This window comes from Tsukamurella sp. NPDC003166 (assembly GCF_040611135.1).
In the GTDB taxonomy this organism is placed as follows: Bacteria; Actinomycetota; Actinomycetes; order Mycobacteriales; family Mycobacteriaceae; genus Tsukamurella.
The window spans coordinates 21,884-46,869 of record NZ_JBEXNL010000024.1 but is presented as its reverse complement, the minus strand read 5'-3'; the positions used below and the strand labels follow the sequence as shown (position 1 = coordinate 46,869).

Below are 24,986 nucleotides of genomic sequence, written 5' to 3'. Positions count from 1 at the left end.
GTGAGCTCTCCGGCCGCCGGTGCGGCGGGTCCGACGGTGCCCGGCGTCGTCCCGCGCCGCCAGGTCGTGGCGTGGTGCACCTGGGACTGGGGGAGCGCCGCGTTCAACGCGGTGATGACCACCTTCATCTTCACCGTGTACCTCACCGGCGCCGTCGGGAAGGATCTGCCGGGGTCGATCAGCGCGACCAGTTGGTTGTCGTGGGCGATGGCCGCGGCGGGCCTGGTCGTGGCGGTGCTCGCGCCCGTGCTCGGCGGTCGGTCGGATGCCGCCGGACGGCGGAGGTTCTCGCTCGCGGTGTGGAGCGCCGTCGTCACCGTGTGCACCGCGGGCTGCTTCTTCGTGCGCGACGAGTACCAGTACCTCTGGCTCGGCCTGCTGCTGCTGGCCGTCGGCACCGTCGCCTTCGAGCTGGCGAACGTGCCCTACTACGCGATGCTGCGGCAGGTCTCGACACCCGAGACCATCGGGCGCGTGTCCGGAATCGGCTGGGCCTGCGGGTACTTCGGCGGCATCGTGTTGCTGCTGCTGTGCAACTTCGGCTTCATCGCCGGCGACGGCCCGACGCGGGGGTTCCTCGACGTTCCCACCGAGGGCGGGCTGAACATCCGGCTGGTGGCGGTGTTCGCGGCGGTCTGGTTCGGCGGGTGCGCCCTGCCGGTGCTGTTCGCCGTCCCCGAGCTCCCGCCCGACGGGACGGCGCACCGTCGGGGGATCGTGGGCGCGTACCGCGAGCTGTTCGCGACCATCGGATCGCTGTGGCGCGAGGACCGCAACGTCGTGTGGTTCCTGGTCTCGTCGGCGGTGTTCCGCGACGGTCTCGCGGCGACCTTCACCTTCGGCGCGGTGCTGGCGCATTCCGTGTACGGCATGAGCGAGTCGACGGTGCTGCTGTTCGGGGTGGCGGCGAACGTCGTGGCCGCGCTGGGTGCGGTGATCGCCGGGCGGTTCGACGATCGGATCGGCCCGAAGCCGGTGATCGTGACGTGCCTCGTGGGGATGCTGGTCGCGGGGACGGTGCTGCTGTTCGTCCGCGGCGAGGCGATGTTCTGGGTCTTCGGCCTGATGCTCACGGTGTTCGTGGGCCCCGCGCAGTCGTCCGCCCGGTCGATGCTGGCGCGGATGACGGTGCCCGGGCGGGAGGGGCAGATGTTCGGCCTCTACCAGACCACCGGGCGCGCCGCGTCGTTCCTCGGTCCGGCGCTTTTCGGCCTGTTCGTGTGGGCGTTCGGCACCGACCGCGCCGGCATCGGCGGCATCATCGTGGTGTTGGCGCTGGGGCTGCTGCTGTTGGCCCGGGTGCGGCCGGCCCGAGATCGCGCGCTGGCGGGGGCGAGTTAGGCGAGGTCATGCGTGGCCGGCGAGGCGCAGCAGCGCAACGCCTTTCGATCGACTCTCGGATTCCGTCCGGTTTGGACAAGCCAGTCAGCGGCGCACCGCGTGACGAGGGTGGCGTCAGGTGGGGGACTCGGCGTCGCGTGGGGGACGGTTGAACCCACACGAGAAGCGCGGCGTCCGATGAGGGAGCGAACGTCAGAGCCGCGGGGTGGTGTCGCGCGGGGGACGGTGGTGTCGCGTGGGGGACGACGTGGCCCGTCGTCGCCGCACCGGTCGGCGTCAGCCGTCGGCCGACGGGAGGGTCGGTGGCGGGCGGCGGTGCGACCTGGTCAGCGCGGCGCGGCCGCCGAGGTCGAGGGCGTGGCGGGCTTCGCCGGCGCTGCGGGTGTGGCCGATCCGGGCTTGGCGGCCGCGGGCGGGACGTCGGTGCCGGGAGGGAGCACTGCGGCGATGGCCGGGTAGTCCACGGACAGGCGCAGATTGAGCACGGGGCCGTTCGGGGTGTTCGGCATCGCCTTGCGGACGTTGTCCATGAGCTGCGAGAGCTGGATGCCCACGCCGGTGGCGCTGCCGCCCGGGAACGCCGCGAGGATCGGCTGCATCAGGCTGACCAGCATCGGCGAGGCGGTCTCGAGGCCCTCGATGGCGTCGGGGGTGAGGATGGCCTCGAGCGCGGCGCTGAAGCCGTACTGCTTGTTGTTGATCTGGTCGAGCATCGCGATGACGCGCTTCGAGTCGCCGTTGTGCAGGGGCTTGAAGTCGAGCGCCGAGCGGAACGCGGGGATCATCGCGCCGATGGCGGGGTCCGCGGCCTTGATCGCCGCGACCACGGTGGGGAAGGTCGTCGCGGTCGAGAGCCGCTGCGTGTCCTGCATCGCCTGCGCCACGCTTCCGAGCGCTGTGAGGAGCGGCAGCATCGCCTTCGAGGAGGCGTCGACGTTCGTCAGGACCTGGCTCATCCGCGGCCGCAGCGCGTCGTTGTTGACGTCGCCGATCGTGGTGATCATGTTCGAGACGGTGCTGTCCTTGATCTGCCTGGTCGGGGCCAGCTCGGCGCCGTCACGCAGGGCCCCGCCGCCGTCGTGCGGGGTGAGGATCACTTCGGAGACGCCGAACAGGTTGCCGGCCGAGAACGCCGCCTCGACGTTGTTGGTCAGGCTGCGGCCCTGCGGCCCGTCGAGCCGCAGGGTGACGCCCTGCTGGGCGTTGCCGAGCGCGGTGACGGAGGTGACGGTGCCGACCTCGACGCCCTGGATGCGGACCTTCGCGCCCTCGGTGATTCCGGCGGCCACCGTCGGCGTGCGGAGGGTGAAGGTGAACACGTCCTGCGGGCGGAGTGCTTGCACGCCCCACGCCGCGAGCGCGAGGAGAGCGATGCACGCCGTGAACGCGACGCCACGTCGCCGCAGCTGGGCGGAGGACGGGGAGAAGCCCGGCACCGGATTGAGATCCACGAATAGACAAATTATCCGGTGTTGTCTGAAATCCCCGCTCCACGAGGTGCATTTGTGCTGACTGTCACCTGTGTGCCGCCGGTGTGACGGCGCACACCCCACGCGCCGGCGGCGAGGACGGCGACGGTGAACAGCACGTACGAACTGCCGATGATCTGCTGCCACCACGCCCACGCCAACTCGCGGTCGGCGCGGCTCGGCAGCAGCCAGTGCGGGCCGACGTAGAACAGCACCGTCGCGAACGCGACCGTCCGCCCGAACGCGGGCCTGCGCGCACCGTCGGCGAGGGCGAGGAAGCCGAGGAGCAGTGCCGGTGCCACCCAGACCCAGTGGTGCGACCAGCTCACCGGCGAGATCAGTAGCACCGCGGCGGCGTTGACCATCAGGGCGACCGGGAGTGCGCCGTCGGCGAGCAGTCGGCGCATCCATACGGCGGCCAGCGCCACGGCGACCAGCGACAGTGCCAGCCACAGCGCGGTCGAGATCCCCTTGTCGAATCCGAGGCGGAACACCAGGCCCTTGATCGACTGGTTGCCGGCGAAGTACGGCGGTCCGATCCGGCTCGTCTCCTTGAGGGTGTGGAACCAGTACTGGCGCGACTCGTCGGGCATCACGGCCCACGCCAGCGCGACCGAACCGGCGGCGCCGGCGATGCTGGTCGCGAGGGCGCGCCAGTCGCGGTGCAGCAGGAACAGGAGCAGGAAGCCGGCCGGGGTCAGCTTGATGGAGATCGCGATGCCGATCAGCAGTCCACGCGGCCAGCGCGGGTTCCGGGCCAGCACGTCGGCGGCGATCGCCGCCATGAGCAGCGCGTTGACCTGACCGAAGCCGAGGGTCTGCCGGACGGGTTCCAGGTATTCGGCGAGCGCCGTGCCGGCGAGCACGATCGCGAGCCGGGTGCCCCGGTCCATCGCTGGCCGCGCTCGGGCGAGGACCAGCCACAGCGTGAGCGCGATCGCGCCCAGCGACAGCGCGAACATCACCGCCCCGGCGGCTCCCGCCGGGAGCATCGCGAGCGGGGCGAAGGCGATCGCGGCGAGCGGCGGGTAGGTGAACGGGAGCGCGATGTCGCCGATGGGCGGCAGCTGCCCGTACAGTGCGCCGCCGTCCAGCCAGGTGCGCGCGCCGAGCCGGTAGACGAGCAGGTCGAGGAACCCGTGCCAGGTGTTCAGTGCCAATCCGACGACCGTCGCGATCACGAGGAGGACCGCAGCTGCGGCGACCCGGCGACGCGGGGTGGACATCGCGGATGACAGATGATGCATCGGGCTCGGCACCGAGCCAGGGTAGCCCGCGGATCAGTCGATCTGGCCGATGGGCTGGCGCTTCTCCGCCTGGAAGGCGTCCTCCGCGCGGCCGCGGGCCCAGTAGCCCGAGATGGAGATCCGCTCGCGCGGCACCTCCAGCTCGCGGAGGACCTTGCGGATCGCCTTGATCGACTCGCGCTCGCCGTGTGCGAAGACCTGCGCGCTCGTCCGGTCCGCCGGCCAGTCGGCGACCGCGATCTGCCGCGCCAGGAACTCGGTATCGGCCACGTCCGGATTGACCGCCCAGCGCACGCCCACGCCCGCGGGCGCGCGCAGATCGACGCGGTCGTCGTCGGTCTCGACCTCGATGATCGCCGCGCCGCGGGCGTCGCCGGGCAGGGCCTCCAGCGCGGCGGCGATCGCCGGCACGGCCGACAGGTCGCCGGTGAGCAGGTGCCAGCCGGCACCGTGGTCGGGGGAGTAGGCGCCACCGGGGCCCATCAGGCGCATCGTGTCGCCGGGCTGCGCGCGCTGCGCCCACGGCCCGGCCAATCCCTCGTCGCCGTGCACCACGAAGTCGATCGCGATCCGGCGCGTGGCGCGGTCGAAGGCGCGGACGGTGTACGTGCGAGTGGAGTCGCCGAACTGGATCTTGACGTAGGAGTCGGTGGCGGCCAGGCCGGGCAGGTCCGGGTCGCCGAAGGTCGCGAGGGACTCGCCCGCCGCGGTCACGCGGACGAGGTGGCGCCCGACGGGTTCGGTGTGCACGACCGTCAGCTCGTGGACGGGGCGCTGGCGGCGGGCGGGTGCGGTGCGGTTATCGGTTTCAGCATTAGTCACGCCTCCACCGTACGCCTCGATTCTTAGGGTGTCCTAATTCGATGGTGCGTCGGACGGCGCGGACGACACTGTCGAAGGTGCGCCGCGCGACTACGATCGTTGACCATGACGGCACGTGCAGCGAGTGGCAAGGATCTGCGCAAGACGGTCTCCCGGGCGTCGCAGGCGGCGTTCACCCCGGACGGTCGGGATCCGGTCACGATCATCCGCGAGCAGAACAGCACGCGGATCCAGGAACTGGTCCCGGTGCGGATCGCGCGGATGCTGCACTCGCCCTTCGCCTTCTACCGCGGCGGCGCCGCGCTCATGGCGCACGACCTCTCCGATCAGCCGAACACCGGGGTCACGGTGATGAGCTGCGGCGATGCGCACATCGCCAACTTCGGCCTGTTCGCCTCGCCGGAGCGGAGGCAACTGTTCGACGTCAACGACTTCGACGAGGCGGGCAACGCGCCGTGGGAGTGGGACGTCAAACGCCTCGCGGCCAGCGTCATGATCTCGGCGCGCGACAACGGGCAGACCGAGGCGCAGGGACACGACGCCGTCGTGGGCGCCGTCGGTGTCTACCGCGCGACGCTCGCCCGGATGACGGCGATGACCGCGCTCGACCGCTACTACGCGTCGGTCGACGTCGACGGGCTCACCGCCCAGGCGGCGGGCGACAAGCCCCTCAAGGAACTCATCGAACAGACGGCGAAGAAGGCCCGCAAGCGCACCTCCGCCCGCATGGTGGAGAAGATCACGGCCACCCGGGAGGACGGCGAGCCGCACATCGTCGCCGACCCGCCCACACTGGTCCCCGCTCCGGCCAAGCTCGTCGAGGGCTTCGACGGCGTGTTCGGCCGCTACCTCGACACCCTGCGCCCCGACGCGGCCGCCCTACTCGGCCAGTTCCGGGTGCTCGACTGGGCGCTGCGGGTGGTCGGCGTGGGCAGTGTCGGCACCCGCTGCTTCATCGTGCTCCTCGGCCGGGACACGCCGGACGGCACCACCGAGAGCCTGTTCCTCCAGGTCAAGGAAGCCGCCCAGTCGGTCCTGCAGACCTACGGAAAGCTCGGCCCCGCGGTGATGCCGCCCCGGGCACCGTCGAGCGGGGCCCAGGCCTGGCGCGTCGTCGCCGGGCAGCAGACGCTGCAGGCGCAGTCCGACTCCTTCCTCGGCTACACGCCGACGATCAGCGGCTACGACTTCTACTGGCGCCAGTTCCGGGACATGAAGGGCTCGATCGCGCCGGAGCTGCTCACCGTCGACCAGTTCGCGCAGTACGGCCGGGCGTGCGCGGTGGTGCTCGCCCGGGCGCACGCGCAGTCGTCCGGCGCGGCGGCCGCCTCGGCCTACCTCGGCAAGTCCACGGAGTTCGACGAGGCGATCGCGCGGTTCGCAGGCGCCTACGCCGATCAGAACGAGAAGGACTACGCCGCAGTCAAGGCCGCGGTGAAGGCGGGCGTCCTGCCGTGCGCCGACGAGGGGGTTTGACACTCTTAGCGCGACTTTGACGGCGCCGGACCTTCCGCCCGTGTCGCGGCCCGCGTAGACCGGTAGTCGTGACTCTGATGGAGGTTCTGCCCTCACTCGCCCGCGCCGGCGTCGCCCGGTCCTTCGACCCCACGATTTGGCCGGACGGCACCGCCATGGACGGCGACGAGGTGCTCATCGCCGGCACCCCGGCGTCCCTGCTGGCGGGCGGCGGACCGTCTGGCCTCCCCGTGGTGGTCGTGCGGATCGCGCGCCTGGTGCGCTCGGGCCCCGTCGTCCTGTGCGAGGTCGACGGTGCCGTTCCCGCGCACGCCGAGCTCGCCGATGTCGCGTGGCCGGGGGCCCGGCTCGCCGGGGCGCGAATGCGCCAGCTGCTGGTCCGCGGGTGCGACGGTGCCCGGCTCGCCGCCCGCGTCGAGGTGCCGGTCGACGTGCCGGTCGATGCGCTGATCGCGCTCGCGCTGCGGATGCCGCGCGGAGTCAGGACGCCAGATCTTCGCGCAGGGTGCGTGCAATGCGATGGGGACGTCGGACTCGAGGGTTGGACCGGGGGGAAGTTCAACGATCCGAGGGGCAATGATGACCGCCGCTACCGCGACACCGGAGTACACCGAGGCCTGGAACGATTGGCATGAGCAGCGCGAGCGCGAGCTCGCGGCGCCGAACGGCTGGCTGTCGATCACACGGCTCGAACGACTCGGCTCGGAACCGGAGCGGTTCGACGGGATTCCGGGCCGGTGGCACCACGACGGGGTTGCCGCGTACGTGACCGCGGAGCCCGGCGACGACATCGCGGTCGACGGCACCCGGCGCTTCGAGTCGGGCCCCGTCGCCGCCGGTGAGCTCGTCGCCGCCGGCGACGTCGAGATCGAGGTGGTGCACCGCGGCCACGGGTACCTGATCCGCGTGCACGACCCGAGCGCCTCGACGGTGCGCGACTTCCGCGGGGTGCCCGCGTTCGCGCCGGACCCCGCATGGGTACTGACCGGCCGGTTCGAGCCCTACGCCGCGCCGCGGTCGATCACCGTCGGGGCGGTCGCCGAGGGGCTCGAACACGTCTACCTCGCCCCGGGCGAGATCGTGCTCGATCACGATGGGGCCGAGCACCGCCTGATCGCCTTCAACGGCAAGGCCGGCGGACTGCAGGTGCTGTTCACCGACGAGACCTCGGGAGTGTCGACCTACGCCGCGAACCGCAGCGTGTCGGTCCCGCTGGATGCCGCCGCACTCGTCGAGGGCGGACCCGTGACCGTCGATCTCAATCGCGCGGTGAACCTGCCGTGCGCGTTCATCGACTTCGCGACCTGCCCGCTGCCGCCCGCCGGGAACCGGCTGCCCTTCGCGGTGACGGCGGGGGAGAAGGTCCCCTACGAGCGGCGCTGACCGACCGCCCCGGGCGGTCGATTACGCTCGGTGCGTGGACAATTTCCGCGATGTGGCAGGGCCGGACGGATACGCGGCCGAGGGTGGGCGCATGCGGCGCGGGGTGCTCTACCGCTCCAACGCCCTCGACGCGGAATCGATCGACGCCGCGCGGCTCGCGGCCGCGGGCCTGACCGGCGTGTTCGACCTGCGGATGACGGTCGAGGTCACGCCCAAGCCCGATGTGGTGCCCGACGGTGCGCGGTACGTCCGGTTCAACGTGATCGGCGACGAGGTCGCGCTCGGCGCCCTGGACCCGACGTCGCTCAAGGACGCCGACGGTGCCCGGGGCATGCTGACCGACGTCTACCGGATGTTCGTCACCGAGGACAACGCGCGCGCCCAGTTCGCCGGCCTGGTGCGGGCGATCGCGGATGAGCCCGGCGCGCAGGTCTTCCACTGCAGCGCGGGCAAGGACCGGACGGGGTGGGCCGCGGCGATCGCGCAGCGCCTGGTCGGGGTGTCCGCGGACGATGTGATGGCCGATTACCTGCTCACCAACGAGTACTCGGCGGCGACGATCGACAAGATCGCGGCGGGCGCCACCGCCGAGCGCGGCGCGGCGATCGGCGAGGCCGCCCGGGTGCTGGCCGGTGTGTTCCCCGAGGCCCTCGAGGCGGCCTTCGCCGAGGCGGACGCGCGGTACGGCGGTTTCGACGGCTACGTTCGTGACGGCCTGGGCCTGGACGACGGCGTGGTCGAGCGGCTGCGCGCGAAGCTGGTGGCTTAACCCGCCTTCGTGCCGTGGGTCGAGAACCGTCCGTCGTCCTGTTTGAAGCCGACGGAGTCGATCGAGCATTCGAGGCCGCCGTCGCGGATCGACGTGCAGGACGCGCCGTGCACCGACAGGCGTGCACCCTCGGGCAACATGCGGGGGCGGTCCTGCGAGGTGATTTTCTCGAGGTAGCGCCAGCCGCGGGCGGTGATCTCGATGGCCTCGGGCCGCACGCTGCGCCCCTTGACCGTGATCCGCGTGCCTGCGGGGGCGGAGATTCCGCACCGCACGGTGGTGGGATCGGCGGAGACGGAGCACATGCGCTTGCCGCCGTCGTAGCGGTAGACGAAGGCGTAGTCGCCGCCGTCGGTGCGATACCGATCCGCGTCGATGGCGGGTTCCGCGAGCGCGGGCGTCGCGACGGCGACGGACCCCACCACGGCCGCCAGCATCAGTAGTCCACGCCTCATACGGTCGACTGTAGCGCGGATTCAGGGTGTTCCGCCGCCGGTCAGGCGGACGATCCGGTCGTCGCCGGGCCGCGGGCTGCCGCGACCGTCGGTGTTATTGGTGAGGATCCAGGTCGATCCGTCGGGTGCGCGCACCACGTCGCGGATCCTCCCGAACTCGCCCCGGTGCTGTTCGGTCGAGGTACCGGGCGCGGACAGCGGTACCGTCCGGACGCGCTGGCCCCGGAGGTTGGCGACGAGGACATCGTTCCCGATGATCGCGATGCCGCTCGGACTCGCGTCCCGCGGCGACCACTGCTGCAGCGGGTCGACGAAGCCCTCGCGCCGGGCGATCCCCTCGACGACCGGCCACCCGTAGTTGCCGCCGGGCCGGATGAGATTGAGCTCGTCCCAGGTGTTCTGGCCGAACTCACCGGCGTACAGCGCACCGTCGGGCGCCCACGCCAGGCCCTGGGCGTTGCGGTGGCCGTAGCTGTAGACGAGCGAGCCGGGGAACGGGTTGTCCGGGGGCGCGGCACCGTCGGGCGTCATCCGCAGGAGCTTGCCGCCGAACGCACGGAGGTTCTGCGCGTCGTCGCGCCGTCCGGCGTCGCCGACGGTGGCGTAGAGCATCCCGTCCGGCCCGAACGCGATGCGACCGCCGTTGTGGACCGAGGCCGCGGGCAGGCCCGTGAGGATCGTGCGGGCCGCACCCAGGGTGTACGCGCCCGGGGCGCCCTGCAGCGGCATGCGGACGATCCGGTTGTCGTCGGCGCTGGTGAAGTAGGCGAAGAGGTCCCCGTCGCGGACTGCGATCCCGAGCAGTCCGCCCTCGCCGCGCGCCACCACCCCGTCGACCCGGCCCACCTCACGCGGCTTGCCGCCGACGATCTCGACGATCCGGGCCCGGTCGCGTTCGCTGACCAGGGTCGCGCCGCCGACGAAGGCGATCGACCACGGGGCGTCGAGTCCCATCGCGATGGTGTTCCCGGGGGCCGCACCGACGCGCGGGCTCGGCTCGGGGCCCTTCGACGGTGCGCCGCCGCACCCCGCGAGCGCCAGCGTGGCCACGAGGATCGCGACTGCGACGCCGTGGGGCCGGGGTGTGGTGCGCATGGCGTCCAGAGTAGGGCGAAAGGTCCGATTCCGTGGGCGACGGACGCGGCCCGTGCTGGCGATTTCTTGTCCGAGTGACGCATGGGGTAGTCTCTGACAGCACGCAAGAGCGGGCCACGGGCTGTGGCGCAGCTTGGTAGCGCACCTGACTGGGGGTCAGGTGGTCGCAGGTTCAAATCCTGTCAGCCCGACATAGAAGAACCCCTTCCGACCAGTTCGGAAGGGGTTTCTTGCGCCTCGGGGTAGTAGTTTATCCAGTGTCGGATCAACTCCTTCGCCTAGAACTTGCCGACTACCGACCAGCGTGCTGCCTGGCTAGCGGACGCCCTCCCCGAACATCACGGACGAGGACTGGCGCAGATCGTTCTCAAAAACTGATCTCGGGCGAATCATGCCCGGGTCGCTGGCTCGTGCGGGATCGATGCTCGCAGCGGCTTGGTTCACCTTACGTGGGCACGAAGTGTCCTGGCCGCTTGAACCGAGTCGGTACGATCTGCTGGTATGTCGCGATGAACGAGTTGTTCGAGTGCAGGTGAAAACCACTGTGTCGCAGGTGCGTGGTACGTGGAAGGTCTACCTTTCGACGTGTCGTCAAGGCCGTCTGCCTTACCGTGCGGATGAGATCGACGAATTCTTCATCATCGACGGTGAGTTCGGCTGTTTCCGCATTCCTATCGGTGCAGTCGAAGGACTCCAAGCGATCCATCTGTCGGCCTACGCGGACTATCGAGTAGAAGGTTTTGACGGGGCTGCAATCGCGCCTGCTGGTGGTGTGCTCGGATAATTCGTGGCCCAGTTGGTTGGCGGTCGTCGCGGCCCGACCTCCATGGTTGGTCGCCGTGGTGCGGCTGTCATAGGTTCCGGACATCGCACTACGAGGGCTACACCCTGCGAGACCCTCTCAGCCGATCTTGTGGTGCCGATGCTCCTGCTTCCGCGGTTTGCCTCGCTCCTGATGATCAAGGTGAGGCATGACGGGATACGTTCTGGTACTACCGAACTCGTCGCTCGTGTCGCGCCTCATCACGAACATGCACGGGGTCGACGCCGGCGGTGTCCGGCGGCTCGGCGAGGATCTGGCGGAACGGCTCGGCACCGTCGGGACCGAGGAACCGATACCGTACCTGCCCATGACCGACGAGTACTACGACCACTCGATCGCCCTGCACCGGCACGTCTCGCCGGGCCTGACCGGTGGTGCGGCCCACCGTCGGCGGCGGGCATGATGATCGGCCGGAGTACGGCGACGACGAGGGGAGTCCGGTGCGCGAGAAAGGTCTGATCCCCCGGGGCACGGCCGCGTCGCGGGCGGTCACCGCACGGACGCAGGTGGTCATGGAGCTCACCTCGGAGCTCAATCACCTCCGGCACGGCGACCTCGAGGCGCGGCAGGAACTGCTCAGCCGGATACTCGGGCGTCCCGCGCCCGCGACGCTCACCCTGTACCCGCCGTTCTACTGCGACCACGGGCTCGGACTGGAGTTCGGCGAGCGCGTCTTCGTGAACCAGAACTGCTCGTTCTACGACATCGGCGGCATCCGCATCGGCGACCGCACGATGATCGGCCCCGGGGTCACGCTGGCGACGGCGGGGCACCCCGTCGACCCGACCGGGCGGTTCGACGGGATCACGACCGCACCTATCGACATCGGGCCGAACGTCTGGATCGGCGCGAACGCGACGGTGGTGCCGGGGGTGCGGATCGGTGAGGGATCCGTCGTCGCTGCGGGCGCGCTCGTGACGAGGGACGTTCCGGCCAACTGCGTGGTCAGCAGCGCCGGCCACATCGAACGCCGGACATCGGCGCCCGTGGATCATCCTCCTCAGCAGGACGGGCACCGTCGGGAACGAGGGAGGTGATTCCGTCCTGAAGGGTGCGCGTCCGGGAGTAGCTTGTTGTACACCCGACGACGCGAGGTAGCGCCTTGACGACCATCCCTCAGCAACTCCTGCGGCGCAAGCCGATCGGACCGGATGCGGGTGACTCACCGCTGGTCCGGACGATCGGGCTCTTCCCGCTCATGGCGATCGGCATCAGCTGCACGATCGGCACCGGCATCTTCTTCATCATGTCCGAGGCCGTGCCCCTGGCGGGCCCCGCGGTGGTCTGGTCCTTCGTGATCGCCGGCGCCGTCGCGGGCCTGACGGCGCTCTGTTATGCGGAACTCGCCGGCGCGGTGCCGGTGTCGGGATCCACCTATTCGTACGCCTTCGTGACGATGGGCGAGGGCACGGCGATGCTCGTCGCCGCCTGCCTGTTGCTGGAGTACGCCGTCTCCGCGGGGGCGGTCGCCGTCGGTTGGTCGCAGTACCTGAACGAGCTGCTGGGCAACCTGTTCTCCGTGCACCTGCCGCACGCGCTGGTCAACGCGCCGGAGGAGGGCGGCGTCGTCAACCTGCCCGCGGTGATCCTCATCGCGCTGTGCGCGCTGCTCCTGGTCCGCGGCACCAAGGAGTCCGTGGTCACGAACGCGATCATGGTGTGCATCAAGCTCGCCGTGCTGCTGTTCTTCATCGCGGTCGGCATCGCCGGATGGAACTCCGACCATTTCGCGGACTTCGCGCCCTACGGGATCAGTGGCATCGCGGCCGGGGCCGGGGTCATCTTCTTCTCCTTCATCGGTCTCGACGCCGTGTCCACCGCCGGCGAGGAGGCGAAGAACCCGAAGCGCAACCTGCCGCTGGCGATCCTGCTCGCGCTGCTCGTCGTCATCACCCTCTACGTCGGCGTCGCCGTGGTCGCGATCGGGGCTCAGCCGGCCGATCAGTTCGCGGGTCAGGAGGCGGGGCTGTCCGCGATCCTCGCGAAGGTGGTCGGGGCGTCCTGGCCCTCGACGGTGCTCGCCATCGGCGCGGTGATCTCGATCTTCAGTGTCACGCTCGTGACGCTGTACGGCCAGACGCGCATCCTGTTCGCGATGTCGCGCGACGGCATGATTCCGAAGGCGTTCGGCAGGGTCAACGAGCGCACGCGCACGCCCGTGCACAACACGCTGATCGTGGCGGCCGTCGTCGCCGTACTCGCCGGCGTGATCCCCATCAACTTCCTCGCCGAGATGACCAGTATCGGCACCCTGGCGGCGTTCCTCGTGGTCTCCGTCGGCCTCATCATCCTGCGCCGGCGAGAGCCCGATCTGGAGCGCGGCTTCACCGTGCCGCTCTACCCGCTCACGCCGATCCTGTCGATCGCGGGGTGCATCTGGATCATCACCCAGCTGCGCCCGATCACCATCGTGGTATTCGTGGTCTGGGCCGCCCTCTTCCTCGGCTTCTACTTCCTCTACGGCAGGAAACGGTCGATCCTGGAGCCGGGCAACGCCGAGCCCGTTCCCGACGTTCCGCTCACGACGGCCATCCGCATCGAGAAGGACGAGCCGTGAGTCTCCTGGTCGGCGTCGACACCGGGCGTCGCTCCGCGTCCGCGCTCGCGCTCGCGGCGCAGCTCGCGAACTCCCTCGACACCGACCTGATCGTGGCGACCGTCGTCGCATCCGCGTGGCCGCCCCTGCGCGGCAACGTCGATCACGAGTGGCGCGAGCACAACCGCGAGGCCGCGAACATCGTGCTCGAACACGCCGCCCGCGTGCTCGGCGACCGCGTGCAGGCCCGGTACCTCGTGCACGAGGCGGCTTCGTCGCGCCGAGGGCTGCTCGAGCTCGCCGAGTCGGAGCGGCCCGCATGCCTCGTACTGGGATCGGCCGGACGGGGCGAGCCCGGCCGGATCGCCCTCGGCGGGGTCTCCGAGGCCCTGTTGCGCGTGAGCGCCGTCCCGGTCGCGATCGCGCCGGTCGGCTACCGGCCGGGTCCGGCGGCGTCTGTCACCCGCCTGACCGCGGCGTACGGAGGATCGGCTGCGGCCCGGGACCTCGTGCTCGCCGCGGCGCCCGTGGCCGCCCGGGCGGGCGGCAGCCTCCGCCTCGCCTCGTTCGCCGTCCGTCCGGACTCCGAGATCGGCATCCTCTCGGGCGCGGGCGGCGCGGCGGAGGACCCGGTCCTGCGCGAGTGGGCCACACGCATCCGTGCGCACGCCTCCGAGATCCTGGGCGAGATCGACGACCTCACGGCGCGTCCCGCGATGGAGGAGGTCGCCATCGGCATCGGCGAGTCGTGGGCGGCGGCGATCGACGACGTCGGGTGGCGCGACGGGGACCTGCTCATGGTCGGTTCGAGCGGTCTCGGCCCGATCGCCAGGGTCTTCCTCGGCTCGCACGGAATGAAGATCGTGCGGAACGCCGCAGTGCCCGTGATCGTCGTGCCGGAGGGCGTGTCGTGGTCGTGACCGGACGGCCGCGGCGCCGCCCTCCCGGGCGCCGGTCGACCTTGCCCGGCACAATGACCGCATGAGTCTTTCCGACAAGGTCACCGAGATGGGCGCATGGGGTCTGGAGAACGGGCACCGCGCGCTGCTCGCCGTCACCGGCGGGCGCTTCCCGAAGCGCGTACTGGGCATGCAGACGCTGGAGCTGCACACGATCGGCCGTAGGTCCGGGCAGCGTCGTTCGACGATGCTCACGGCTCCGATCTACGGGCCGGACCGGGTCGTGGTCGTGGCGTCCAAGGGCGGTCACTCCGATAACCCCGACTGGTTCAAGAACCTCGCCGCGAACCCGGACGTCGAGATCACCGTGGACGAGGTGACCAGGCCGTGGACGGCGAAGGCGGCCACCGCGGAGGAGAAAGCGGCGCTGTGGCCGCAGATCGTCAAGGCCTACAGCGGTTACGAGGGCTATCAGAAGCGCACCGACCGCGACATTCCCGTCGTGATCTGCACCCCGCGCTGAGGTGATCGCTCGCGGCGACCGGCGCCGGACGAGCGGTATTGATCATTGCAAAGCCGGATGCTACCGTCCGCATATGACTGATGTGAATCGCAGTTTCAAGACCGTGACGATCGCTGGCGCGGCGGGCCTCGCCCTCGCGCTCACGGTGAGTGGGACCGCCGGCACGGTGCTCGCTCCTGCGGCGTCGGCGGCGCCGGGCTGTGCGGCGAGCACCGCGCCGCTCGTCACCGTGCCCTCCCGCGCGGCGACGGAGCCGATCGTTCAGCTGCCCAAGCCCGCCGGGTGGGAGCGCTTCGACACCGCCGGCCGCGACGTTCGGCTCGCCCTCGTCAACCGTTCGCTCATCGCTGATGAGTTCGCGCCCGTTGCCGTGGTCACCGTGGACAAGAGTGACAGCGCGAACGCGAAGGCGGCGGTCGACCGCGAGGTCGGGGCGATCCGGTCCTCCTTCGGCACGAAGTCGGTACGTACCGGCACGGTCTGCGGTTTCCCCAGTGCCACCGTCGATTACGACTTCACCAGCAGTGCGGAGCCGAAGCCGCACCCCGCGACCCTCGTCGCGGTCGGCGTCCCCTCGAGCGGGGGTGTGCGCACCGTGACCCTGACGCTGATGACCTCGCGCGGCGACGCACCCGCGTACCGTGCCGGACGGAGCACCATGGTGTCCGGCCTGCAGATCCAGGCGCGCTGATCAGGCGCCGAAGTCCGGGGTCCGGCCGATGAAGGCCATAAGCGCGGTCACCTCGTCGGTGCCGTCCGGCACCGGGATCGGTGCGCCGAACTGCCCCGACTGCTGGAGCATCGGGCCCATCGCCTCGAGGCCCCCGTGCAGGGTCTTCGCGAATGCGGGGTCCAGGTCGGGCGTGATCCCGTTGGAGCGGGCCAGATCCCACGTGTGCATGAACACGTCGGCGGTGTAGAACTGGTCGATCAGCCCGTCGACCGGCCTGTCGCCGAACATCTGCGTGGACACGATCCGCGCGGCGTCCGGTGCGTCGAGCAGGGCCTGCACGGCCGCCGCCAGCTGACCGAAGGCCGCGGCGGGCTCCGCTGCGTCGGACGGCGCGCCGGGCAGCTCCACCCCGGTCATCGCGAGGAAGCCGGGAAGCCACTCGACGAGGTGGCCCACGACCTCACGCGCCGTCCACTCGGGGACGGGCGTCTGCGCATCCCAGTCGGTGGTCGCGTCGGCGACGCCGGCGAAGGTCGCAGCCACGGCGCGGTGCCGTTCGGCGGGGGACAGGGTGCTGAGTTCGGTCATGGCGTCACTGTCGCACGCCCCACCGACACGCGCGTGGCCTAGCGTGAGATCCGTGACCGAACATCTGAGCATCCCCACCGCCGCGGGCTCCTTCGACGCCATCGCCGCCGGGCCCGAGGACGGCCGGCCCGTGCTCCTGCTGCACGGATTCCCCGAGGCGTCGATCGAATGGCGTTATCAGGTGGCGGTGTTGGGGGAGCGCGGATTCCGCGCCGTCGCGCCCGACCAGCGGGGCTACTCGCCGGACGTGCGGCCCGAGCGTCCCGCGGAGTACGGCATCACCTCGCTCATCGACGATGTCGTCGCGATCGCCGACGCGCTGGGTTGGGTGCGGTTCGATCTGGTGGGCCACGACTGGGGCGGCGCCGTCGCCTGGTGGACCGCCGCCGAGCATCCGGACCGGTTGCGGTCGCTCTCCGTCGTCTCCACGCCACACCCGGCCGCGCTGGCGGCCGCCATGCGGACCGACGAGGACCAGGCGAACCGATCGCGGTACATGACCGAGTGGCGCAGCACGCCCGTGACGGAGAAGGCCATGCTCGCCGACGATGCCCGCGCGCTGCGGCAGGTCTTCGGGCGCGACGTGCCCCGCGACGCCGTCGACGAGTACGTGCAGCGCCTGCAGGAACCGGGCGCGATGACGGCCGCGCTCAACTGGTACCGGGCCGGGCGCCCACCCGCGGCGATCGGCACCGTCGAGACGCCGACGCTCTACGTCTGGTCCACCGAGGACGCGGCGTTCGGCGATGTGGCCGCCTTCGGGACGCGCGAGCACTGCACCGGCCCGTACCGGTTCGAGATGCTCGAGGACGTCTCGCACTGGGTGCCCGAGCAAGCGCCCGAGGCGATCACGACGCTGATCCTCGAACACCTCGACGCGACGTGACCGCGGGCGGGCCCGGATCGAGCAGTTCCGCGAGGTGCGCGCCCGGCCCCGACAGCCCGAGCTGCTCGACCTGCATGGCGCAGGAGAAGCCGTCGGTGACAACGGCGGCACCGTCGGGCGCGGCGCGCAGAGCCGGCGCGAGGGCCTGCTCCGCCACCTGCATGCTGACGGCGAAATGCTCGCGCTCGAACCCGAAGTTGCCTGCGACGCCGCAGCATCCGGTCGCGTCGCGCGGCACGATGCCCGCGGCGGCGAGCACCCGGCGATGGGCACCGGCGCCGAAGACGGCGTACTCGTGGCAGTGCGCCTGCAGCACCACCTCATCCGGCAGCGGCGCCGCGGGCGCGGGGCGCCAGCCGGTGGCCAGCATCGCGTCGGCGTAGGAGGCGACGGTGTGTATCCGCGCGGCGACCCGGCGGGCGCGGTCGGTGGGCACGAGCTCCGGCAGGTCCTTGCGCAGTGCCGCAGCGCAACTCGGCTCGACGACGACGATCGGGTCGTCGGTACCGTCGTCGAGCGTGTCCGCCGCGCGGGTGAGAAGACCGCGCGCCGTGTCCAATTGGCCGGTGGAGATCCAGGTCAGCCCGCAGCACGCGCCGGCCGTGCAGTCCACGCGTCGGCCTGCATCCGCGAGCACGCGGGCGGTGGCTCCTGCGGCCTCGGGACGCAGGCCCCGGGTGAAGGTGTCGGCGAACAGGACCACGCGCGGACCGTCGGGCGGTACGGGCCGGGCGGAGAGCGCGTCACGCACCGCGCGCCGCCACTCCCGGCGGGAGGCGAACCGCGGCAACGTCCGGTCCGGGGCGACGCCGCCGAGGCTGCGCGCGACCCGCGCGAGGGGCGTGCGCAGCGCCGCGTTCACCACGGGTGCGACGAATCCGGTCGTATTCAGCCACAACGGAAGCCGACCCATCGAGTAGTGCGAGAGCGGCCGGAGCCGGCCCTCGTAGTAGTGGGAGAGGAACTCCGACTTGTAGGTCGCCATGTCGACGCCGGTCGGGCAGTCGGTCGAACACGCCTTGCAGGACAGGCACAGGTCCAGGGCCTCGCGCGCCTCCTCCGACCGCCAGCCCCGGTCGACCGACGGTGCGCCGCGCACCATCTCCTGCAACACCCGCGCGCGTCCGCGGGTGGAGTCGGTCTCGTCGCCGGTGGCCCGGTAGCTGGGGCACATCACCCCGCCCGCGTCCGAGCGGCACTTGCCGACGCCGATACATCTCTGCAGGCTCGCCGCCCAAGGGTCGGACAGGGCGAACCGGGTGGACCAGGCGCGATCCGGCACGCCCGCTAACGCGAGATCCGCGTCGATCGGTGCCGGATCGGTGATCGACGAGGGATTGAGCAGGCCGGTGGGGTCGAAGATCCGGCGGAACGCGGTGAACGCGGCGAGCATCGCCGGCGAGTACATGACCGGGAGGAACTCGGACCGGGCGCGACCGTCGCCGTGCTCGCCGGACAGCGAACCACCGTGCCGCACCACGAGTTCCGCGGCCGCCGCGGTGAACCGCCGGAACACCGACCGGCCGTGCTCCGAACGCAGGTCGTAGGTGATCCGGATGTGCATGCACCCCGCGCCGAAGTGCCCGTACATCACGCCGTCGAGGCCGTGCTCGGCGAGCAGGTCGCGGAAGTCGGCGAGGTAGTCGGCGAGCCGCTCCGGGGCCACCGCCGAGTCCTCCCACCCCGGCCACGACTCCTGCCCGGTCGCCAGGCGCGAGGACAGCCCGGCGCCCTCCTCCCGGACCCGCCAGAGCGACGCCCGCTCGGCCGGGTCCGGCACCGTGCGGCCGTCCACCAGCCGCCCGGCGGCGCGCAGCTCGGCGAGCAGCTCCTGCGCCCGCTCGGCGACGGTGCCCGGGTCGTCGCCGTCGAGATCCACGTACAGCCAGGCGGCGCCCTCGGGTAGGGCCGCCACGGAATCGGCGCCGCGGCGGGCGCGCATCGTCGTGACGATGGCGTCGTCGACGCCCTCCACGGCGGCGGGGGAGAAGGTGAGGATCGTCTCGATGTCGCGTGCCGCCTCGACGACGTCCCGGTAGCCCAGGCACACCAGCAGCGCGCTCGCCGGGCGCGGCACGAGGCGGACCCGGGCGCGGACGACGATCGCACAGGTGCCCTCCGAGCCGACCAGGGCGCGGGCGACGTCGAACCCGCGCTCCGGCAGCAGGTGGTCGAGGTGGTACCCGGACACCTGGCGCGGGATCGTGCTCAGCTCCAGCCGGAACCGAGCGAGGTTCTCGGCGGCGAGGGCCCGGAGGCGTTCGTTCAGCTGCTCGGCGCGCGTCGCGGCGCGCGCGTCGGTCGGGTCGGTCGCGCGCAGTCCGCCCGGGCCGGCCGTGAGCCGCGCACCGTCGGCGGTGACCAGGTCGAGCTCGAGTACGTGATCGGACATCCGGCCGTACCGAACCGAGTGATTGCCGCAGGCGTCGTTGCCGGCCGCGCCGCCCACCGTCGCCCGGGTCCGCGACGAGGGGTCCGGGGCGAAGGTCATCGCGCCCCCGGTCCGCTCCTCGACGGTGCGGGTCAGGACGGAGAGCACCACACCGGGATCGACGTCGGCGATGCCCGAGGCCCTGTCGATCGAGTGGACGCGCGTCATGTGTCGGGAGAAGTCGAGCACGAGACCCGGGCCGATCGCGTTGCCCGCCATCGATGTTCCGCCGCCCCGCCCGATGACCGGGACTCGGAGCTCCGCGCACGCGCGGACCGCGGCGACCACGTCGTCGACGGTGCGCGGGAACGCGACCGCCACGGGCTCGACCCGGTAGTTGGACGCGTCGTACGCGTACTGCGCGCGGCGCAGCGCGGAGGTCTCGACGGCGATTCCCGACCCGGCGAGGCGGTGGGCGAGCTCCGCTCCGGCGGAGGCGGTGGCGGTGGATCGTGTCGCGGGCATACCCGGGACGGTATCGCTAGGTGGTCACGATCTCCGGGGAGTGCGTCACGGGGCAGTTCAGGCTGGCGGCGATGTAGCACTGCTCGCCCGCCTCGTGGTGCAGCGCGAGCGCCAGGTCCGCGTCGGCGCCGGGCGCCAGCACTACGCGCGGGGCGAGCCGGATCTCGGTGAACCGGCCCCCGGCGCCGGAGGTTTCGACCATCGTGCCGACAGCGGTATCGGTGTAGTCGACGATCGTGACGCCGCGCAGCGCGCACAGCGCGAGGTAGGAGAGCATGTGACAGTTCGCGGCCGCCGCCACAAGCAGTTGCTCCGGGTTCCAGAGTGTGGGATCGCCGAGGAAGTGCGGGTCGGCGGACGCGGCGATCGACGTCGTCGCCGCGGAGCTGAGCAGGTGCTCGCGCGGATAGGTGCGGTAGTCGGCGGTGCCGCCCGGCGCCGACCATTCGACCTCCACCGGATAAGTGTGCGTGTTCACGCCGCAATCCTCCTCCCATGTGTGTCTAATGGGTTCATGTTGCAGAGGCGAAGGAAATCCACCACTGTCCGGGTCGTGTCCGCACTGGCCGCCGTGAGTCTCGTGGCCGCCGGGTGCGGCACCTCCGGCGACGATGCCGCGTCGTCCGGCGCGCCGGGCGCGTCGTCGTCCGCGGCGGGAGCCCAGAGCTCCGCCCGGCCCGCCCCCGCGGGCACCGCCGACGACGCCGGTGCCACGGAGAAGGCCAAGGCGCTCGCGGACGCCGTGACCCTCGACGGTGCGGTCAAGCACCTGGAGGCCTTCCAGGACATCGCGAACCGCAACGGCGGCAACCGCGCGCTGGGCACGCCGGGGTACGAGCAGAGCGTCGAGTACGTGGAGAAGGTGCTCCGGGACGCGGGCTACAGCCCGGTCCGGCAGGAGTTCACCCAGGCCAGCTGGAACGCCACCAAGGTCGAGCTCCAGTCCGCGGGAGCTCCGGTCAAGGCGGCGGCCCTGCAGTACTCGGGCGCCACCGACGGCACCCTCACCGCGAAGGCCGTCGTCACCGGCAACCTCGGCTGCACCGCGGAGGACCTGCAGAAGGTCACGCCCGGCTCCATCGCGGTGGTGCAGCGCGGAAAATGCCAGTTCGGCGAGAAGTACAAGGCCGCCGCGGCGAAGGGCGCGAAGGCGCTCGTGATCACCAACAACGCCGACGGGGACTGGAAGGGCGGCACGCTGGGCCTGGACGACGGCGCCTCCATCCCCGTCGTGGGGGTCGCGCAGAACGCGGCGATCACCGACGGGCAGGACCTCGTCCTCACCGTCGACGCGAAGACCGAGAAGGCCAGGACCTGGAACGTCCTGGCGGAGACCGCGAAGGGCGACGCGGACAACGTCCAGATGGTCGGCGCGCACCTCGACGGCGTCCCCGAGGGCCCCGGCATCAACGACAACGGCTCGGGCTCGGCCGCCGTGCTCGAGACGGCGGTCAGGCTCGGGGTGAACGCCGACGTCAAGAACAGGGTCCGGTTCGCCCTGTGGGGTGCGGAGGAGGAGGGTCTCGTCGGCTCGGAGCACTACGTGACCTCGCTGAGCCCGGAGGAGTCCTCGAAGATCAAGCGCTACCTCAACTTCGACATGCTCGGCTCGCCCAACGGCGGCTACTTCACCTTCGACGGTGACGGTTCTTCCAAGCTCGAGGGCGGTGCGGGCCCGGCCGGCTCCGGCGTCATCGAGCAGGTCTTCCGGAACTACTTCGCGTGGCGGAACATCCACGTCGAGGCCTCGGCCTTCGACGGCCGCTCGGACTACGGCCCCTTCAAGGAGGTCGGTATCGCGTCCGGCGGCATGGACACCGGCGCAGACGGGAAGAAGACCGAGGACCAGCAGCGGCAGTGGGGCGGCACCGTCGGGGACATCTACGACCCGAACTATCACAGCGCCCGCGACACACTGCAGAACGTGAACCGCGACATGTACCGCGTGTCCCTCGGATCGGTGGCGTTCTCCACCGCGTACTTCGCGGCGCTCTGAGACCGCGCTGGTCTCGGGGGAGCACGGGGGCGGACCCCCGTGGGGCCGGTAGTCTCGACTGCGCAAGCGGTCGAGCGTCGAGTGCGGAGGTCACGTGGGCAGGTTCAGCAGCAAGGTGTGGAAGGTGCTCGGCGCGCAGAGCACGCGGAACCAGTCCCGGTCCGTCGCGCTGATCGAGCGGTCCGCGGACTTCGACGAGTGGGCGCAGGGCCTGTCGGACGAGGAGTTCCCGGACGCCGCCCTCGCGCTGGACGTCTACAACGAGAAGTCCGAGGACCGCGCGAAGTTCATCGCGATCGCGCGGGAGGGCGCCGACCGGGCCCTGGGCCTGCGGCCCTTCGACGTCCAGCTGCAGGGCGCCGACCGGCTCCTCGAGGGTGACGTGGTCGAGATGGCGACCGGCGAGGGCAAGACCCTCGCCGGCGCCGTCGCTGCCGCGGGGATGGCACTCGCCGGCCGCAGCGTCCACGTCATCTCCCCGAACGACTACCTCGCCCGGCGCGACGCGGAGTGGATGAAACCCTTCTTCGACCTGCTCGACGTCACGGTCGGTTACGTGGCCGAATCGTCGACCCGGGCCGAGCGCCGCGAGGCCTATGCCCGGGACGTCGTCTACGGCTCGGTCAACGAGATCGGGTTCGACGTGCTGCGCGATCAGCTCGCGACCCGCGCCGAGGACCTCCTCTCGCCGAAGCCGGACGTGGCCATCGTCGACGAGGCGGACTCCGTGCTCGTGGACGAGGCCCTCATCCCGCTGGTCCTGGCGGGTTCGGTCAAGGGCGATGTGCCGCAGGCCGCGATCATGGAGGTCGTGGCGCGGCTGCGTCAGGGCAAGCACTACGAGATCGACTCGGACGGCAAGTCCGCCTTCCTCACCGAGGAGGGTGCCGAGCTGGTCGAGGCGGAACTCGGCGGAATCGACCTCTACTCCGACGCGCACGTGGCGTCGACGCTGCCGCAGGTGAACATCGCGCTGCACGCGTACTCCCTCGTCGAGCGGGACGTGCACTACATCGTGCGCGACGGCCAGGTGAAGCTCATCAACTCCTCCCGCGGTCGCGTCGCCGAGCTGCAGCGCTGGCCCGACGGCCTGCAGGCCGCGGTCGAGGCGAAGGAGGGGCTCTCGCAGACCGACTCCGGCGAGGTGATCGACACGATCACCGTCCAGGCGCTGCTGCAGCGCTACGCGCTGGTGTGCGGCATGACCGGTACCGCGATCGCCGCAGGCGAGCAACTGCGCCAGTTCTACGACCTGGGTGTCTCGCAGATCCCGCCGAACACGCCGAACGTCCGCGTCGATCAGCCGATGCGGGTCTTCGACAACAAGGGGAACAAGGTCGCGGCGATCGTCGACTACGTGCGCGAGGTCCATGAGACCGGCCAGCCGGTGCTCATCGGCACGCACGACGTGGCCGAGTCCGAGGAGCTCGCGCACATGCTCAAGATCTCGGGCGTGCTCGCGACGGTGCTCAACGCCAAGAACGACGCCGACGAGGCCCGGATCATCGCCGACGCCGGGACCAAGGGCGCCGTGACCGTCTCCACCCAGATGGCGGGCCGCGGCACCGACATCAAGCTCGGCGGCCACGACGCGGGCGACGAGAGCGCGGAACACGACGAGGTCGCGGAGCTGGGCGGGCTCGCCGTCGTCGGCACCGGCCTGCACGACACCGAGCGCCTGGACCAGCAGCTGCGCGGTCGTGCCGGCCGGCAGGGCGATCCGGGCACCTCCGTCATCTTCGCCTCCGTCGAGGACCCGATCGTCGAGCGGCACCTGCCGCTGAAGCGTCCGCCCGGCGGGGCCGACCCCGACACCGGCGAGTTCCCCCGGGGCAAGGCGGCCGACATGCTCGACTCGGCGCAGCGCGTCGCCGAGGGCGGCATGCTCGAGACCCACGCCAACACCTGGCGCTACAACCAGCTGGTCAACCAGCAGCGCGACCTGGTGATGGCCCGCCGGCACACGCTGCTGACCACGGACCGGCCGCTGGTCGATTTCGCCGAGCTCGAGCCGGAGCGGCTCGAGGAGCTGCGCGAGGCGGGCGTCTCCGAAGAGGTGCTCGAGCAGGCCGCCCGCGAGGCCTTCCTGTTCCACCTCGACCGCACGTGGGCCGAGCACCTGGCCTTCGTGTCCGAGGTGCAGACCACGATCCACCTGCGCGCACTGGGCCGGCAGTCGCCGCTCGACGAGTTCCACCGGCTCGTGATCGAGGAGTTCCGCAAGCTGCCCGACGACGCACTGGGCCGCGCTCGGGAGACGCTGCGGGAGGCCGAGATCACCGCCGACGGCATCGACCTCGTCGGCGCTGATCTGGATCGGAACACCCTCACCTGGACCTACATGGTCCACGACAATCCGTTCGCCACGAAGGGCATGGCGAACATGTTCGGGATGATCTGAGCCGCACGTGAACACGCCCGGAAGGACCGAATCCGGGGGCGAGGGCGCACCGTCGGACCGGGCGGGCGCGAGCAGCCCCCTCAACGTCCCGAACGCGCTGAGCGTGCTGCGCCTGCTGGGCGTGCCGCTGTTCCTGTGGCTGCTGCTGGTGCAGCACAGCGACGCCTGGGCGCTGGTGGTGCTCATGGTCTCGGGATTCACCGATTGGCTCGACGGCAAGCTGGCCCGGTTGCTCAACCAGCAGACGCGGCTCGGCGAACTGCTCGACCCCGCCGCCGACCGCCTGTACATGATCGCGATCCCCATCGCCTTCGGCGTGCGGGAGATCCTGCCCTGGTGGGTGATCGGGCTGGTGATCGGCCGGGAGGTGGTCCTTGCCGGAACGGTTCCGCTGCTGCGCAGTCGGGGGCTCACCGCGCTGCCGACGCTCTACCTGGGCAAGGCCGCCACCATGGCGCTGATGTACGCGCTGCCGATGCTGCTGGCCGGTACCTTCGACAACCGGCTCGGCGCGGTGATGCATCCGCTCGGTTGGGCGTTCCTGATCTGGGGGCTGGGCATGTACTGGTGGACCCTGGTGCTCTACTGGTGCCAGACGGTGCTGGTGGTGAAACGGCTGCCGCCCCAAGCCCGGTAGCCGGGGTGTGTTGCTCGATCCCACGCTCGCCCACTAAGTTGTAGACGCTGCGCAGCCCGCGCCGCCCTCGC

24 protein-coding genes and 1 tRNA gene are annotated in these 24,986 nt (G+C 71.1%); 17 read left to right on the top strand and 8 right to left on the bottom strand.

Going from position 1 to position 24,986, the window contains the following annotated elements:
* Positions 1 to 1,341, top strand: a complete 1,341-nt coding sequence (locus ABZX10_RS20810; RefSeq protein ID WP_355544485.1) for an MFS transporter — start codon at positions 1 to 3, stop codon at positions 1,339 to 1,341.
* A gap of 326 nt (positions 1,342 to 1,667) precedes the next feature.
* Here the strand turns inward: ABZX10_RS20810 and ABZX10_RS20805 are convergent, their stop codons facing one another.
* From ABZX10_RS20805 to ABZX10_RS20795, 3 genes are read right to left on the bottom strand one after another with little or no spacing between them, the layout of a single operon-like run.
* Positions 1,668 to 2,792, bottom strand: coding sequence for an MlaD family protein (locus ABZX10_RS20805; RefSeq protein WP_355544482.1), 1,125 nt, complete (start codon positions 2,790 to 2,792; stop codon positions 1,668 to 1,670).
* An 11-nt stretch (positions 2,793 to 2,803) separates the two neighbouring features.
* The gene (locus ABZX10_RS20800) at positions 2,804 to 4,036 is read right to left on the bottom strand and encodes a glycosyltransferase 87 family protein (protein WP_355544478.1); all 1,233 of its coding nucleotides are present in this window, start codon (positions 4,034 to 4,036) and stop codon (positions 2,804 to 2,806) included.
* 54 nt (positions 4,037 to 4,090) lie between these two features.
* Positions 4,091 to 4,879, bottom strand: a complete 789-nt coding sequence (locus ABZX10_RS20795; RefSeq protein ID WP_355544475.1) for a siderophore-interacting protein — start codon at positions 4,877 to 4,879, stop codon at positions 4,091 to 4,093.
* Positions 4,880 to 4,984: 105 nt separating this feature from the next.
* On the opposite strand from ABZX10_RS20795, the gene ABZX10_RS20790 reads away from it, so the two are divergent.
* The 4 genes from ABZX10_RS20790 (at position 4,985) to ABZX10_RS20775 (ending at position 8,507) form a co-directional block, all read left to right on the top strand.
* Positions 4,985 to 6,355 (top strand): DUF2252 domain-containing protein, encoded by a 1,371-nt coding sequence (locus ABZX10_RS20790; protein ID WP_355544472.1) that lies wholly within the window; start codon positions 4,985 to 4,987, stop codon positions 6,353 to 6,355.
* Positions 6,356 to 6,423: 68 nt separating this feature from the next.
* On the top strand, positions 6,424 to 6,990 hold the full coding sequence (locus tag ABZX10_RS20785) for a hypothetical protein (RefSeq protein ID WP_355544469.1): 567 nt from the start codon (positions 6,424 to 6,426) through the stop codon (positions 6,988 to 6,990).
* Positions 6,935 to 7,738 (top strand): DUF1684 domain-containing protein, encoded by an 804-nt coding sequence (locus ABZX10_RS20780; RefSeq protein WP_355544466.1) that lies wholly within the window; start codon positions 6,935 to 6,937, stop codon positions 7,736 to 7,738. Before ABZX10_RS20785 ends, ABZX10_RS20780 begins: the two co-directional genes overlap by 56 nt.
* Before the next feature lie 34 nt (positions 7,739 to 7,772).
* Positions 7,773 to 8,507 carry a tyrosine-protein phosphatase gene (locus tag ABZX10_RS20775; protein ID WP_355544463.1) on the top strand — a complete coding sequence of 245 codons (735 nt, stop codon included), beginning with the start codon at positions 7,773 to 7,775 and terminating at the stop codon, positions 8,505 to 8,507.
* Here the strand turns inward: ABZX10_RS20775 and ABZX10_RS20770 are convergent.
* Positions 8,504 to 8,962: a hypothetical protein gene (locus ABZX10_RS20770; RefSeq protein ID WP_355544460.1), complete on the bottom strand. Its 459-nt coding sequence runs from the start codon at positions 8,960 to 8,962 to the stop codon at positions 8,504 to 8,506. The genes ABZX10_RS20775 and ABZX10_RS20770 overlap by 4 nt on opposite strands.
* Before the next feature lie 21 nt (positions 8,963 to 8,983).
* Entirely contained in the window at positions 8,984 to 10,057 is a 1,074-nt protein-coding gene (locus ABZX10_RS20765) for a PQQ-dependent sugar dehydrogenase (RefSeq protein ID WP_355544457.1), read from the bottom strand.
* A gap of 117 nt (positions 10,058 to 10,174) precedes the next feature.
* Here ABZX10_RS20765 and ABZX10_RS20760 point away from each other — a divergent pair.
* The 8 genes from ABZX10_RS20760 (at position 10,175) to ABZX10_RS20725 (ending at position 15,529) form a co-directional block, all read left to right on the top strand.
* Positions 10,175 to 10,248 (top strand) — tRNA-Pro (locus tag ABZX10_RS20760).
* Between the two features lie 200 nt (positions 10,249 to 10,448).
* Positions 10,449 to 10,841 carry a group I intron-associated PD-(D/E)XK endonuclease gene (locus ABZX10_RS20755; protein WP_355544454.1) on the top strand — a complete coding sequence of 131 codons (393 nt, stop codon included), beginning with the start codon at positions 10,449 to 10,451 and terminating at the stop codon, positions 10,839 to 10,841.
* Positions 10,842 to 11,028: 187 nt separating this feature from the next.
* Positions 11,029 to 11,283 carry a hypothetical protein gene (locus ABZX10_RS20750; RefSeq protein ID WP_355544451.1) on the top strand — a complete coding sequence of 85 codons (255 nt, stop codon included), beginning with the start codon at positions 11,029 to 11,031 and terminating at the stop codon, positions 11,281 to 11,283.
* A gap of 37 nt (positions 11,284 to 11,320) precedes the next feature.
* The gene (locus ABZX10_RS20745) at positions 11,321 to 11,917 is read left to right on the top strand and encodes a sugar O-acetyltransferase (protein WP_355544448.1); all 597 of its coding nucleotides are present in this window, start codon (positions 11,321 to 11,323) and stop codon (positions 11,915 to 11,917) included.
* Between the two features lie 65 nt (positions 11,918 to 11,982).
* Positions 11,983 to 13,437, top strand: a complete 1,455-nt coding sequence (locus ABZX10_RS20740; RefSeq protein WP_355544445.1) for an amino acid permease — start codon at positions 11,983 to 11,985, stop codon at positions 13,435 to 13,437.
* The gene (locus ABZX10_RS20735) at positions 13,434 to 14,336 is read left to right on the top strand and encodes a universal stress protein (RefSeq protein WP_355544442.1); all 903 of its coding nucleotides are present in this window, start codon (positions 13,434 to 13,436) and stop codon (positions 14,334 to 14,336) included. Before ABZX10_RS20740 ends, ABZX10_RS20735 begins: the two co-directional genes overlap by 4 nt.
* A gap of 61 nt (positions 14,337 to 14,397) precedes the next feature.
* Positions 14,398 to 14,838 carry a nitroreductase/quinone reductase family protein gene (locus ABZX10_RS20730; protein ID WP_355544439.1) on the top strand — a complete coding sequence of 147 codons (441 nt, stop codon included), beginning with the start codon at positions 14,398 to 14,400 and terminating at the stop codon, positions 14,836 to 14,838.
* A 73-nt stretch (positions 14,839 to 14,911) separates the two neighbouring features.
* The gene (locus ABZX10_RS20725) at positions 14,912 to 15,529 is read left to right on the top strand and encodes a hypothetical protein (protein ID WP_355544436.1); all 618 of its coding nucleotides are present in this window, start codon (positions 14,912 to 14,914) and stop codon (positions 15,527 to 15,529) included.
* Here ABZX10_RS20725 and ABZX10_RS20720 read toward each other — a convergent pair whose 3' ends face one another.
* Positions 15,530 to 16,099, bottom strand: a complete 570-nt coding sequence (locus ABZX10_RS20720) for a maleylpyruvate isomerase N-terminal domain-containing protein (protein WP_355544433.1) — start codon at positions 16,097 to 16,099, stop codon at positions 15,530 to 15,532.
* A gap of 52 nt (positions 16,100 to 16,151) precedes the next feature.
* Between ABZX10_RS20720 and ABZX10_RS20715 the strand changes: the two genes are divergently transcribed.
* Positions 16,152 to 16,985, top strand: a complete 834-nt coding sequence (locus ABZX10_RS20715) for an alpha/beta hydrolase (RefSeq protein WP_355544430.1) — start codon at positions 16,152 to 16,154, stop codon at positions 16,983 to 16,985.
* On the opposite strand, the gene ABZX10_RS20710 is transcribed toward ABZX10_RS20715, so the two are convergent.
* Both ABZX10_RS20710 and ABZX10_RS20705 read right to left on the bottom strand, forming a co-directional pair.
* A complete protein-coding gene (locus tag ABZX10_RS20710) occupies positions 16,948 to 19,881 on the bottom strand; it encodes an FAD-binding and (Fe-S)-binding domain-containing protein (RefSeq protein WP_355544427.1) in 2,934 nt (977 codons plus the stop codon). The genes ABZX10_RS20715 and ABZX10_RS20710 overlap by 38 nt on opposite strands.
* Before the next feature lie 16 nt (positions 19,882 to 19,897).
* On the bottom strand, positions 19,898 to 20,359 hold the full coding sequence (locus tag ABZX10_RS20705) for an OsmC family protein (RefSeq protein ID WP_355544423.1): 462 nt from the start codon (positions 20,357 to 20,359) through the stop codon (positions 19,898 to 19,900).
* A 75-nt stretch (positions 20,360 to 20,434) separates the two neighbouring features.
* Between ABZX10_RS20705 and ABZX10_RS20700 the strand changes: the two genes are divergently transcribed.
* The 3 genes from ABZX10_RS20700 to ABZX10_RS20690 all read left to right on the top strand — a co-directional run bounded on the left by ABZX10_RS20700 (position 20,435) and on the right by ABZX10_RS20690 (position 24,915).
* On the top strand, positions 20,435 to 21,877 hold the full coding sequence (locus tag ABZX10_RS20700; protein WP_355544420.1) for a M28 family peptidase: 1,443 nt from the start codon (positions 20,435 to 20,437) through the stop codon (positions 21,875 to 21,877).
* A 94-nt stretch (positions 21,878 to 21,971) separates the two neighbouring features.
* Entirely contained in the window at positions 21,972 to 24,278 is a 2,307-nt protein-coding gene (gene secA2 / locus ABZX10_RS20695) for an accessory Sec system translocase SecA2 (RefSeq protein ID WP_355544417.1), read from the top strand.
* 7 nt (positions 24,279 to 24,285) lie between these two features.
* The gene (locus ABZX10_RS20690) at positions 24,286 to 24,915 is read left to right on the top strand and encodes a CDP-alcohol phosphatidyltransferase family protein (protein ID WP_355544414.1); all 630 of its coding nucleotides are present in this window, start codon (positions 24,286 to 24,288) and stop codon (positions 24,913 to 24,915) included.
* Positions 24,916 to 24,986: the final 71 nt, after the last annotated feature.